Here is an 11,548-nt window from a genome sequence, read left to right as displayed (position 1 = left end):
TAGCTTCTTAGCTTCTTAGCTTCTTAAGGATTAGATATTAGATATGAATCAATATAGAGCTCTTCCTTAAGATTTCTTTGGCATAGAATAGCTCTTACTCACAAATTCCACTTCCTCTACCTCATTGACATGATTGGTAAAAGACGCCAATGCATAGAGTGTGTTCGCGACTAAGTTGGCGTATTTGAAAAGAATCGGGTCTGGCGACTTTTTGCTTTCATGATGTTCAATACTCACCAAAGCTCGCACGACCTTTTTAGCCTGACAACGACACAAGTGAAGTTCACTAGACACTCGATGCCCGCCGGGTAAGACAAACCCTTTGAACCCGCCTTCTAGCTGCTCACGGATACGATGATAGTCTTGCTTGAGCTCGACCAATTCAGACTCGGTGATGGCAAGCTTACCGCGCACAGAGCCATTCAAGTGATAGATGTTTGGCTGCAAGCGTTGCAGGATCTCACGAACCTGAGGCTCTAGCTCTAAAGACAACACCAATCCAACTCGGCAACAAAGTTCATCCGACAAAATCTCAAAATCACAGATAGGACTGTCTTCATAGATAAACGGATAACAAAACTCGTCCCAATCTCGACTTACTGGTTTCACGTACCGATCCTTACACATAAATAGTCATCAAACGCCAATATACCAAACTCTTTGATTTAGACATAAAAAAGCCCTCACATTGGAGGGCTCCTGAAGAAATCGGTTAAACGAGATTACTCGTTAGACACTTTTTTGTGGCCTTCTTGCAGGTGAACGAAATCTACTAGGTCGTCACCCGATACTTGGTATGCCTGACCAAAGCCTTTAACGAATAGGCCATTCTCTGCTTTAAGGTTGAATAGAGAGAAGTCTTGAAGTTGGCTCAAACCATCAATGATTTCACCAAAACGCTCTTGCATCTGGCCAATCACTTGAGTCCAAAGTTCGGTTTCACGCTCAACAACACTTGCTTGAGCATCAAACGTTAAACGCTTACGTGCGTAAAGCTGCTTCGAGCTCTCTTCATCTTCAATCATCATCAAAGAGACTTGAGGGTTCGCTTTCAAGTTACGAGCATGACGAGCAATATCAGAAATTAGAACAAAGTAACCTTCTTGGTTCTGAACGAAAGGCGCGTAACTTACGTTCGGGCGACCTTCTTCATCAACCGTTGCAAGTTGAAGGGTACGGCGCTCTTGGCGAAACTCTTTAATTTCTGGACCTAGGCGACCTTGTAGACGTTCTTGTTTTACTTGCTGTTCCATGGGTAATTCCTTTCTTCTTCTCTGATTTATTATTTTTGCCCGAGGTTGAGCGATCATGAGCGAACTAAACGATCCTCGAGCATTGATATCTTGTTTAAGCCAGTTGGCAACTCTATGTAAGATTGCTGCTGATTATTTACTATTGACTGTACTTAAGCTTGTTCTTTCAGCGCTTTGAAGCGTTCTACTTGGTCGGCAATAAGCTCACGCTTTTCATTGCGGCCTAGGTAGATCTTAAAAATGTTCTCGCCCGTTTCACTGAAGAAACCGAAGTAATGACTTTCACGACCCATGAACGCCTTGCTCACTAAACCGATCTGTTTAACGTTGTCGAGTTTCAGGTGACCATGAAGCTCGCCCTCTTTGCCCATTAGGTTGTAGTAACCACGTGCTACTTTGCCTTTAGGGAACGGCGCCTTTACTTCGAAGATTGAGCCAAATGAATGCATAATTGTGGTCACCGGGCCCCAACCAACCAAACCTTCTAGAATCTCTTGAGCACGGCTGCCATCTAACATTACCGCCATGTCGTTTGGAAAAGCAGCCACTACTTCAACTTCTGAAACGCCTAACTTCTCAGCAATCGCAGTAGGAAGCAGTTTTGGTTCTTCTTCTAGAATGCGTGCGACACGTTGTTCTAGGGTTTGTGTCATTTCTAATGTTGTAACTGTCATTGAATATGTTCCGTATAAACGAGTAATTGACATTAGGGCGTGTTGATCTATCGAGCTGATTTTTGCAGCGAGTTGCTGGGTATTTATACAAGGCAGAGGCTTTGATGTGTAGCTAGCCTACATGAGAAGCCAATAACGTAGTAGAAATGACCAGCAAACGCTGCCCGAAGGGTTCGGCTAAAAGCGTTCTACTCTTTGTTGAGGGAGATTTGCTTAGAATGACTAGGCTACTTCCCCCTCGCCGCGATTAAAACGCTTTTATCTCGAACAAAATTTAACCTCGAAAGGTCAACACGCCCTAGGTATAAACTAAAAATTCGATATTAAGCGTGCTTTAAACTTGCATGCGGGTGAACGCCTGAACCTGATGCTTTCGGTGCTGGGTGCATGGCTTGGTATTCAGCGTTAAGCACTTGAATCACACTCTGCGCTAGGCTTACCGCCCAAAAGCTGCCAGCAATAGTCAGGCTCAGATAATCTTCCGAAAGCTCAACTAAACCGTTCTTTTCCCAATGCGCGAACAAAGGCTTTAGGTAGTCGAACGTGTCTTGTCCCATAAAGGTCGGTAATGTGCTTCTTCTAACAACACCAGAATCAAAACCTGCCTTCAATGAAGAGAAGCTTGGCTCTAATGAGCTTTGCTTGGTCATCATGGCTATAGGCAATTGACCTTGCTTTATAGACTCCATGTAGCTGTCTAAAGTTCGATGTTGCATTACTCCATGACCACCGATGTTGCCACCAGCGCCACAACCAATGGGTAGAACTTCGGCATAAGTTTTCGCTAAGCTGTTGTAAATGCTGCGTTCTCGATTATCACGAGTCCAGTGATTCACGCTCAGTTGCTTCACTTTATTTTTTGCCATGAACTCAACACCCGCCAAATACATACTCGCCTTATCTGGCGTATTGGCCGGTGGTGGGATTTTTCCTTTCTCAACGAGATTAAGCATAGGAGCATTGCCCGAAACGATCAGTTGGTAGAGGTCAATGCCGTGTGCGCCAGTAGACATGTAGTCTTCTAAATCTTGTTGGAACACTTCCATAGACTGGTGCGGTAATCCGTACAGCAAATCCAGAACGATCGGAGCTTGTTCAGTGCGGCTCAATGAACTGATACGTTCCAACACCACTTCTCGGTCATCCAAGCGCTTAGCACTGCGTCGAACCTGAGTATTGAAACTTTGAATACCGAATGAGAAACGATTGAAGCCACCTTCAAGCGCACGATCAAACATCTCGTCGCCAAAGCGATTGATGCGTCCTTCCAAGGTCATTTCCACGTCGTTTGCTAGTGGGAAATATTGACGAATGGCTTTACCAAGCTGCTCAACTTGTTGAGGTGACAAATCGGTGGGTGTTCCGCCACCAATATAGACAGCGTGAAATAGTCCAGACTGAGCCCAAGGTGTTTTGGCTTTCTGCTTTAGCTCGACCATCAGTGCATCGAAATACTCATCCACTAATTTACGGCTTGCGGCATTTTGAAAGAAATTGCAGAACGTACAACGCACACGACAAAAAGGAATATGGATATACAAGCAACGTTTATCCTGTTTTTGCCCTTCACTTAACATCAGTTCATCAAAGAGCTCCAACTTCTTGCTCGGGTCGACCGGAATTGAACTTCCTCCGGCATGGGCAGAATGCTTTTTAGCAAACGCAAAACGAAGCGGATCAGGGCTAGAAATACCCAAGACTGATTCGTCATACTTATAGATATTAAGACTCATATAATCTCTCTAAACACTTACATAGCAAAGTCTGGAAGACTATTCGCTAAAACTGAAATAATCATAAATAGACGCAAATGATAATGCAATTGATAATTGATCTTATTTAGATTCTAAGCAATAATCCGATACAGATTTTGGATTTGGTAAAGGATTGAGTGTGAACGTTCCTAGATATGTTATTGCAGGCGGTGCATCGTTAGTGATTCATGCAGCGCTATTATTTGTTGCTCAAGAATCCAAAGTATTCGCGATGCCTGCAGGTAGCCAATCGAACACGGTATCAATCAACTTCACTCCCAAGAGCACGCCTTCTCCAGCTCAACAAAAAACCATCACAGAGCCGGTTGAACCAGAACTAATCAAAGAAACGGTCTCACAAGCTGAACCTGTCGAACCCAAGGCCGTTGAGCCAAAGCAAGCCAAACCGACACCAAAGAAAAAAGCGATCACCAATAAGCCTCAACCCAAGAAAGTAGAGAAAAAGGTTGTTGAAAAGAAGCCGATTCAAAAGAAACCAAAGACAGAGAAAAAGGTCGTTAAGAAAAAACGCCCAGAACTAAAACCAGAACCAAAGTCCAAACCAACGCCTCAACCAGAAAAACTGGCCGATAAGAAAGTCGATAGAAATCTGGCCGAGTCTGCCAACCAACCTCAGCAAGTAAACCAAGGCGTATCAAACCAAGAGCCCGTATTAGTGACTAAGCCCTCTTTTTCTTCACGCCCCACACCACCGAATTACCCGCGCCAAGCTAGACGTCGGGGCGTTGAAGGGGTCGCAACTTATGAGGTCTGGTTAGACGCGGAAGGCAAACAAATCAAACAAGCATTAGTAAATTCATCAGGCGCACTAATGCTCGATAACGCCGCTTTAGATGCCATTAAACAATGGAAATTCTCACCTCACACTGTCAATGGTCGAGCGATTGCTCACCGTGTACAAATACCTGTTCGTTTTAGGTTGGATTAATCATGCAACAAATCAGTTACTTACAAGATCAACTTGGCTTAATGACTTGGCCTCTTCTTATCTGTTCAGCATTAACCGCAATGATCATCGCTGAACGAGTCTTCCAAGTCATGCTAAGCATTGGTGTTGGCAAACGCGCCATTCGCCGTGAACTCAATCAGATCTCGCCAACCAACAGCAAAGAGATTGAGGCTCTCGCTCAGTCTATTTCAGGTAAACGACCGCTGCTGTACAAGGGCGTCTCGATGTTGCTTGCTCACCACTCTTTTTCGAAAGGACTACGTGAAGATGCGGCAGGCATCTGGCTACAAGAAAAACGCCACCAGCTGCATGCAGGTTTAAGATTGCTTGGTTTAATCGGCGTGATCAGTCCACTAATTGGCTTGCTTGGTACGGTGCTTGGTCTTATTGAGATGTTCAAAGGTGTAGCTGCTACCACCGGAAGTATTACACCTAACGATCTAGCTGACGGCCTTGGCTTAGCAATGAGAACCACAGCTGCAGGTTTGATGATTGCACTGCCTGCGATCTCAGGGTCTCAACTGCTTGGACTTTGGGCCGATAGGGTTTTGGCGCAGCTAGAACATACTTTGAATTATGTGAATGTGTGGTTAGAAGGCATGTCGATTCAAACTAATCAGTCTGACGAAACTAAAGATTCATCATTAAACAAAGTCGCTGTCGGTGATGCGAGACAAGCATGATTAAAACGCCCCACTCATCTCAAACACAAAGTTTAGCTCCGGACTTAACACCGCTGCTCGACATCATTTTTATCGTGATGGTTTTCCTGCTGCTGACAGCATCGGTGAAGTTGGAGTCATTAGAAGTCGAACTGCCGAGCTCTGATATTAAGAACGTTTCTGAAGTTCATAAAGATTCGATTAGCGTCAATATCTTAGATCACGAACCCTACTGGGCGATTAACGGCCAAGAGTACATCGACTGGGAAAACTTCAAGATTGCATTGCTAGAAGAAACAGGCACATCAGACAAGAAGCCGATCATCATTGGTGCAGATAAAGCCGCCAACGTTGAGAACCTAGTGAAATTGCTGTCTTTCCTTCAAGAGAACGGAATACCAGCGACTCAATTGCTCACTGAAGATGGCTAGAACAACTCTCTATTTTCATGAAGTTTGGCTCTTGATTACTAACACCAAAGAAGCAGAGCTAAACCTCTCTATCGATTCGAACTCAATATGCGAACGAACTGCTCACTGAGTATCTTCGCGATTACTCTCCATCAGAAGAAAGTATAAAGAAATTATTATGAAAGACTTAAAAATGCTCAACAAATTAAATAATAACAAACACTTACTCGCAATCGCTGCAATGAGTTTGGTACTAACAGCACCTATCGCCAATGCTAACGACGCTGAGCAACCTCGAATCATAAGTACGGGCAGTGCTGTGACTGAATTGGTTTTAGCTCTAGGTGCTGAAGAGCAGTTAGTGGCGATTGATGTGACCAGCCATTTCCCTCAAGCAGAGAACCTGCCGAAGATTGGTTACCACCGAAACCTTTCAGCAGAAGGCTTGATTGCTTTAGAGCCAACGACACTAATTGGCTCAGATGAAATGGGACCTGACAACGCCATTTCTCAATTGAAATCTGCCGGTGTCGAGATCGTCAATACCGAAGCAAACGTTGAGGGGTTATTAAAGCGTATCGACCAAATCGCAAAAATTACCCACACCGAAGCTCACTCACAGCAAGTCAAAGCTGAAGTAAATAAGAAGATTGCGGCACTAAAAGCAAACCAAGTACCCAACAACGAAGCGAAGAAAGTTCTGTTCTTATTATTGCATGAAGGTCGCCCGGCGAACGTTGCTGGCGGTGAAACGTCACCAAACGCGATCATTGAATTGGCTGGCGGTGTAAACCCTGCGGCTAAAAGCCTGACGTCTTACAAACCACTATCGATGGAATCACTCGTTGAAATGCAGCCTGATGTCATCTTGGTGAGTGGCCGCAGCTACCAAAAAATGGGCGGCGCTGACGCCATTCTTAAATCGCTGCCTATGTTAGCAGCGACTCCTGCTGGCATGAACAAACAAATCATTACCGTAAAAGGCAGTGCATTAGTCGGCGGACTTGGCCTCGAAAGCCTTTCAGAAGCCAAGCGATTAAACGCTCTTATCTATCCGTTATAACTTATCTACCCGCTATAACTCGACCACCCTATTCTTACTGTTGCTAGCTCAGTTTCCATTACCAACCCGCTTTTCCGCAATGTTGGTGATGGATATTGAAGCTAGCGATGGACATTGAGGCCCTTTATGTTGCTACGATCCGTCCCACTGAAAACATCGATGTTAGGCCTAGGGGCTACCCTAGCCTTCGTCGCACTGTTCTCAATTACCGTTGGGCCAATGAACATTAGCTTAGCTGACAGTGCAGCGAGCTTACTCCAACCAAACAATGATTTAGCCCCACACATCAATTTAGTGATTCAAGAGATTCGCTTACCTAGAACCATTTTATGCATGCTAATCGGCGCGATTCTCGCTTTGTGTGGTGCGGTTATGCAGGGGCTATTCCGCAACCCGCTTGCTGAGCCGGGGATCATCGGTGTCTCTGCAGGCGCGGCATTAGGTGCAGCGTTGGCTATTGTTCTTTTCTCTGAACTCTCATTGCAATACCCGACCTTCATGAATTTTGCGGCCGTTCCTGTGTTTGCCTTTTTGGGTGGCGCTTTAACCACACTCTTGGTCTATAAACTAGGCACGGGTAAGTTCGGCACTTCTGTCACCATCATGTTGTTGGCGGGTGTGGCGATCAGTGCGCTCTCTGGGGCTGGTATTGGGTTCTTGAACTTCATCGCTGATGACCAAATGCTGCGTGATCTTTCATTATGGTCGATGGGTTCACTAGCTGGAGCGAAGTGGTCAGGCATTTTACTTGCTGCGGTTACGCTCGTAGCACTGTTTATTGTTTTTTACCGTCAAGCGATGTCACTGAATGCCCTGCTCTTAGGCGAGTCAGAAGCGCAACACCTTGGCATTCCAGTACAAAAACTCAAACGAAAACTCATTCTATTGACAGCTGCGGGCGTTGGTATCACAGTGAGCCTGTCTGGCATGATCGGTTTCATCGGGCTCGTTATCCCTCATTTAGGTCGTATGTTGGCAGGCCCAGATCACCGAGTTCTTTTGCCATTGTCAGCAGTGCTAGGCGCACTATTGCTAACAGCCGCAGACATGTTCTCTCGTGTGGTACTGGCACCAGCAGAATTGCCTGTGGGCATTGTTACCGCGATTATCGGTGCTCCATTCTTCTTGTACCTTCTATTTCAACAGAAAGGGAGAATCCTTTAATGTTTCCTTCAGCGTTAAAAGCGACCGATATCGAAGTGAAGTTCGGCAGCAAAGTGATATTAGATGGCGTTTCTATTGAGATTGAAGCAGGAAAGGTAACCACACTGCTTGGGCCAAATGGCGCAGGAAAAAGCACGTTACTTAAAGCCTTGTGCCAAGAGATATCAAGCAACGGCGATATCCAATATTTTGGACACACCAAAGACAAGTGGCCTTCTCAAAAATTGGCGAAGCATCTGGCTATGCTACCTCAGCACAGTACGTTGACCTTCCCATTTTTGGCACATGAAGTTGTCGAGCTTGGTGGAATTCCTCTGCAAGAGTCCAACAAGAAGCTCACCAACATCGCTAGTCAAAAAATGGATGTTGCCGATGTGACTCACCTGAGTGAAAGGCTCTACCCTTCGCTATCCGGCGGTGAAAAACAGCGTGTTCACTTGGCTCGAGTGCTAACCCAGCTTCACTATTCTGGTGACCAATGTATCTTGATGCTTGATGAACCCACATCAGCACTGGATCTTGCCCACCAGCACAACACCTTAAAGATCGCGAGAGAGCTAGCCGACAACCACAGTGCCGCGGTTATCGTAGTTTTGCATGACTTAAACCTAGCCGCTCAATATTCCGACCGATTAGTGGTATTGAAGGATGGACACTTAGTTTGCGATGGAAGTCCTTGGGAGGCGCTAAAGCCGTCAATGATTGAAGACGTATACGGATACAAAAGTATCGTCGAAAAACACCCAACCATGAGCTTCCCTCAGGTTCATCCCGCACAATAAACACAATCAAAAACTGGGGGCATTTAGAGTATTCGTTCCTTCTAACGCCGACACCATTCAAAGCCTCGATTTAGTCGAGGCTTTTTTATTGGCTCACAGCCTCTCTCTCGCCTTAAACTCAATTTTGCTAGTAACCATAGCAATAAGCTATAAAACGGCTCACCCAGAGCGTTTGAGGCTCTAGAAATAAACATAATCAGTTAGCGTTGCTAAGCTTTTCGCAATTGAGGTTGAATGTAAGACTCGAGCGTAAGCATATAAAAAGAAAAGAAATAACTTCATTTGGCACAAAGCAAGATAGCAGAAGCGATATGAGTTCGAGAGAAAAAGCGAGAGAAAAAGAGAAAGAGAAAGAGAAAGAGAAAGAGAAATTGCAGACACAAAAAAAGCCCCCGTAGGAGCTTCTTTTATCGTGTGTTGATTACTGACTCATGCGAATCAATGACTTACCAATCAACCACTCTAGTTCTTTACCGCTAGTATCACCAAACTGAGTTTCAGTCAGCTTGTATAGACGGTCAATACCGTTTGCAGCGAACTCATGAGCGCTCTCAGCAGTAACGATATGATGGAAAAGTAAACGTAAAATTGCTAGGAACTCAGCGTCTTCAAGTGCTGCAACCCAGCTAGCTGAAAATGCGTCAAGGCCATTTTCAAAGTCAATGTGTTCCATAAACATCTTGAAAATACGACCGTCTAAAGCAGCAGTAAAATCCGTTTTCTTAGGAAAGTGATGACTAATACCTGTACGAGAAACGCCTGTTTGTTGACTCAATGTCGTGTATGACATCTTGTCGTAACCCAATCTCAATAGCTGGTCCACAACGGCATCCATGATCTTCTGGATCGTGATTTCTGTATCTTCTTTACTACGCTTTGGCATATTCAGGCTCTTCTCTTTGTAAATCCATCTAACTCAATCAAATGAAGTCAGAATGAAAATCGTTATCAGCATTATGTGAGCAAGATGTTTTTTCGCAAGTATTTAGAACTAAATGCACACAAATACTATGTACGAACAATTTTACAGTGATGTCTCTTTGGACACTTTGTCTAATTATTCTTCGAAAATCACCTTACAATCCTAAGTCGATAATTTTAAATAACGACTTAGAATATGAAATACCCAACGAAAAATTCATTGTATAAATACCTATCAAGCGATAGATAGTCTTATAAAATCATTCCTGACGCAACTAAGTGAATGATATTCTGACAAATTAATAACATTCCTTTTCAACAAAACGTGAGGTAAATCACATACATATTTATCGGCGCGAATGTAGATATTCATTAAACACCTTAACAAACAACATAGCATACCAGTATAAATTAGTTCAAAGGTTTTAATTTTTGTAGATACAGTTCAAATTGCTCGTTAGAATAACCTCAGACTTTGTAAGAGGATTATTTATGAGCCAAGATATTGGTAACAACGATGTATGTGAGGCTTGCGGTTGCGCAGGTGAAATTGGCTTCATCATTAAAGAAGGCGACGAGGTTGCTGAGGTAACGGTTTACGGCAACTCCAAAGCCCTTATTGAAGCTGAATTAGCTAAGTACGTTGAGTTAGCAAAGCAAGTGTCTAGCAATGTTGAATTTGAAGCATCAGAGATGACTGAAGACAGCACAGAATTGCACGCACGCTTTAAATTTGAAGTAAGCGCTGAGAAAATTATTTTCGAACTTAAGACTCGCTCTCTAGCGCGTTAATATAAGCACTTACACTCATATAATTAAAAGACGAGTTTATTACTCGTCTTTTTTATTATTTCAACCCAACCTAGAGCACCATTGGTCTCAAAGTCATTTTCAGCCGCACATTTAATCACAACACCAGTGACCTCAACGATAGCACCAACACTATATGCCTTATCATTGTAATAACAAACTCGTTGCTGTGAAGTACTCTGAGTGACAACCACTGCCGCTTTTGCAGGCGTTGATATTATTTTATTAGCACTTACTGATATTGAACAAAACGCAGAGGTCAGAATCACAACGCATTTTAGAATTTGATGCTTTATTCGAACCGAAAATTTACCTTTCATGTCTCTTATTCCTTTCTACCTACCAACAAATGAGTAAAACACTATGCGAGAATAATTTTTTCTTTATAGTGTTAACGTCTATCGTAATAAGAAGCTTGTTATGCTCCGAATAATTGCACTTATTATTGGTTCTTTAACCATAACAAATGTGACTGCTGAACCACTCGATCAGTATCAAATATTGAACCATCTGGATAATTACGGAAACTTATATTTACGAAATAAGCCATACACATCACTGCCAACAGGGTTAATCGTTGATGGCAACCTCAATATTGAGAACACTGCGATTACCAGCCTACCCAAAGGGTTGGAAGTAAACGGAAGTCTTAAAGGCGGTAACAGCCAACTCTCGCGGGTTCCCTCAGGAGTGAAGATAAAAGGCTATGCCGACTTGATTGGTAGTCAGATTACCAGTTGGCCAAGAGGTGTGAGAGTGGGCGGATTTATTAACCTCACGGATACTCCCCTCCAGAGGCTACCCAATGGCTTTAGAGTAAAAGGCGACCTGAGTGTGATTCGTACGCCTTTGACAGAGCTACCAAACGGGATAGTGATTGATGGCGATTTATATATAGGCGGTTCTGGGATTACAACATTTCCCGACACCATGACGGTCAAAGGTAATATCTACCTAGGTGGTAACACGATTACCACGTGGCCAACAAACCTAGAGCTTGGTGGCGCAGTCGCTCGCTAATTCAGCCTAAAACTCTAATGCTCTAAAGCTCTAAAGCTCTAAAGCTCTAATGCAGCAGTAGCAGT

The 11,548-nt window shown here is 43.9% G+C and carries 14 protein-coding genes; 8 read left to right on the top strand and 6 right to left on the bottom strand.

The features are described from left to right. Positions 1 to 66: 66 nt before the first annotated feature. From H5300_RS23375 to hutW, 4 genes are all read right to left on the bottom strand, one after another. Positions 67 to 609 (bottom strand): ATP:cob(I)alamin adenosyltransferase, encoded by a 543-nt coding sequence (locus tag H5300_RS23375; protein ID WP_004731855.1) that lies wholly within the window; start codon positions 607 to 609, stop codon positions 67 to 69. Positions 610 to 722: 113 nt separating this feature from the next. Next, on the bottom strand, positions 723 to 1,253 hold the full coding sequence (gene hutZ / locus H5300_RS23370; protein WP_004731858.1) for a heme utilization protein HutZ: 531 nt from the start codon (positions 1,251 to 1,253) through the stop codon (positions 723 to 725). A 152-nt stretch (positions 1,254 to 1,405) separates the two neighbouring features. After that, the gene (gene hutX, locus H5300_RS23365) at positions 1,406 to 1,927 is read right to left on the bottom strand and encodes a heme utilization cystosolic carrier protein HutX (protein WP_182797019.1); all 522 of its coding nucleotides are present in this window, start codon (positions 1,925 to 1,927) and stop codon (positions 1,406 to 1,408) included. 323 nt (positions 1,928 to 2,250) lie between these two features. Beyond that, positions 2,251 to 3,660 (bottom strand): heme anaerobic degradation radical SAM methyltransferase ChuW/HutW, encoded by a 1,410-nt coding sequence (gene hutW / locus H5300_RS23360; protein ID WP_182797018.1) that lies wholly within the window; start codon positions 3,658 to 3,660, stop codon positions 2,251 to 2,253. 160 nt (positions 3,661 to 3,820) lie between these two features. Between hutW and H5300_RS23355 the strand changes: the two genes are divergently transcribed. The 6 genes from H5300_RS23355 (at position 3,821) to H5300_RS23330 (ending at position 8,732) form a co-directional block, all read left to right on the top strand. Beyond that, the gene (locus H5300_RS23355) at positions 3,821 to 4,630 is read left to right on the top strand and encodes an energy transducer TonB (protein WP_182797017.1); all 810 of its coding nucleotides are present in this window, start codon (positions 3,821 to 3,823) and stop codon (positions 4,628 to 4,630) included. Positions 4,631 to 4,632: 2 nt separating this feature from the next. Then, complete coding sequence (locus H5300_RS23350; RefSeq protein WP_017087354.1) at positions 4,633 to 5,334, top strand: MotA/TolQ/ExbB proton channel family protein; 702 nt, start codon at positions 4,633 to 4,635, stop codon at positions 5,332 to 5,334. Beyond that, entirely contained in the window at positions 5,331 to 5,744 is a 414-nt protein-coding gene (locus H5300_RS23345) for a biopolymer transporter ExbD (RefSeq protein ID WP_017077389.1), read from the top strand. Before H5300_RS23350 ends, H5300_RS23345 begins: the two co-directional genes overlap by 4 nt. A 157-nt stretch (positions 5,745 to 5,901) precedes the next feature. Further along, positions 5,902 to 6,786 carry a hemin ABC transporter substrate-binding protein gene (locus tag H5300_RS23340; protein ID WP_182797016.1) on the top strand — a complete coding sequence of 295 codons (885 nt, stop codon included), beginning with the start codon at positions 5,902 to 5,904 and terminating at the stop codon, positions 6,784 to 6,786. A gap of 126 nt (positions 6,787 to 6,912) precedes the next feature. Beyond that, positions 6,913 to 7,950: an iron ABC transporter permease gene (locus H5300_RS23335; RefSeq protein ID WP_108214228.1), complete on the top strand. Its 1,038-nt coding sequence runs from the start codon at positions 6,913 to 6,915 to the stop codon at positions 7,948 to 7,950. After that, positions 7,950 to 8,732, top strand: a complete 783-nt coding sequence (locus H5300_RS23330; protein WP_108190082.1) for a heme ABC transporter ATP-binding protein — start codon at positions 7,950 to 7,952, stop codon at positions 8,730 to 8,732. Before H5300_RS23335 ends, H5300_RS23330 begins: the two co-directional genes overlap by 1 nt. 421 nt (positions 8,733 to 9,153) lie before the next feature. Here H5300_RS23330 and H5300_RS23325 read toward each other — a convergent pair whose 3' ends face one another. Then, the gene (locus tag H5300_RS23325) at positions 9,154 to 9,615 is read right to left on the bottom strand and encodes a TetR/AcrR family transcriptional regulator (protein WP_004731875.1); all 462 of its coding nucleotides are present in this window, start codon (positions 9,613 to 9,615) and stop codon (positions 9,154 to 9,156) included. Positions 9,616 to 10,145: 530 nt separating this feature from the next. Between H5300_RS23325 and H5300_RS23320 the strand changes: the two genes are divergently transcribed. Further along, a complete protein-coding gene (locus H5300_RS23320; protein ID WP_004731876.1) occupies positions 10,146 to 10,445 on the top strand; it encodes a YfcZ/YiiS family protein in 300 nt (99 codons plus the stop codon). A 23-nt stretch (positions 10,446 to 10,468) separates the two neighbouring features. Here the strand turns inward: H5300_RS23320 and H5300_RS23315 are convergent, their stop codons facing one another. Then, positions 10,469 to 10,783 carry a DUF1496 domain-containing protein gene (locus H5300_RS23315; RefSeq protein ID WP_182797015.1) on the bottom strand — a complete coding sequence of 105 codons (315 nt, stop codon included), beginning with the start codon at positions 10,781 to 10,783 and terminating at the stop codon, positions 10,469 to 10,471. Positions 10,784 to 10,883: 100 nt separating this feature from the next. Between H5300_RS23315 and H5300_RS23310 the strand changes: the two genes are divergently transcribed. Next, positions 10,884 to 11,483: a hypothetical protein gene (locus tag H5300_RS23310; protein WP_182797014.1), complete on the top strand. Its 600-nt coding sequence runs from the start codon at positions 10,884 to 10,886 to the stop codon at positions 11,481 to 11,483. Positions 11,484 to 11,548: the final 65 nt, after the last annotated feature.

Source organism: Vibrio sp. SG41-7, assembly GCF_014164465.1.
In the GTDB taxonomy this organism is placed as follows: Bacteria; Pseudomonadota; Gammaproteobacteria; order Enterobacterales; family Vibrionaceae; genus Vibrio; species Vibrio splendidus.
This window is presented reverse-complemented; position numbering and strand designations above follow the sequence as displayed.

What these genes read in the sequence shown, in the direction of transcription:
- hutZ (WP_004731858.1), bottom strand. Translation starts at nt 1,253, where the DNA reads ATGGAACAGCAAGTAAAACAAGAACGTCTACAAGGTCGCCTAGGTCCA.
- hutX (WP_182797019.1), bottom strand. Translation starts at nt 1,927, where the DNA reads ATGACAGTTACAACATTAGAAATGACACAAACCCTAGAACAACGTGTC.
- hutW (WP_182797018.1), bottom strand. Translation starts at nt 3,660, where the DNA reads ATGAGTCTTAATATCTATAAGTATGACGAATCAGTCTTGGGTATTTCT.
- H5300_RS23350 (WP_017087354.1), top strand. Translation starts at nt 4,633, where the DNA reads ATGCAACAAATCAGTTACTTACAAGATCAACTTGGCTTAATGACTTGG.
- H5300_RS23345 (WP_017077389.1), top strand. Translation starts at nt 5,331, where the DNA reads ATGATTAAAACGCCCCACTCATCTCAAACACAAAGTTTAGCTCCGGAC.
- H5300_RS23340 (WP_182797016.1), top strand. Translation starts at nt 5,902, where the DNA reads ATGAAAGACTTAAAAATGCTCAACAAATTAAATAATAACAAACACTTA.
- H5300_RS23335 (WP_108214228.1), top strand. Translation starts at nt 6,913, where the DNA reads ATGTTGCTACGATCCGTCCCACTGAAAACATCGATGTTAGGCCTAGGG.
- H5300_RS23330 (WP_108190082.1), top strand. Translation starts at nt 7,950, where the DNA reads ATGTTTCCTTCAGCGTTAAAAGCGACCGATATCGAAGTGAAGTTCGGC.
- H5300_RS23325 (WP_004731875.1), bottom strand. Translation starts at nt 9,615, where the DNA reads ATGCCAAAGCGTAGTAAAGAAGATACAGAAATCACGATCCAGAAGATC.
- H5300_RS23320 (WP_004731876.1), top strand. Translation starts at nt 10,146, where the DNA reads ATGAGCCAAGATATTGGTAACAACGATGTATGTGAGGCTTGCGGTTGC.
- H5300_RS23315 (WP_182797015.1), bottom strand. Translation starts at nt 10,783, where the DNA reads ATGAAAGGTAAATTTTCGGTTCGAATAAAGCATCAAATTCTAAAATGC.
- H5300_RS23310 (WP_182797014.1), top strand. Translation starts at nt 10,884, where the DNA reads ATGCTCCGAATAATTGCACTTATTATTGGTTCTTTAACCATAACAAAT.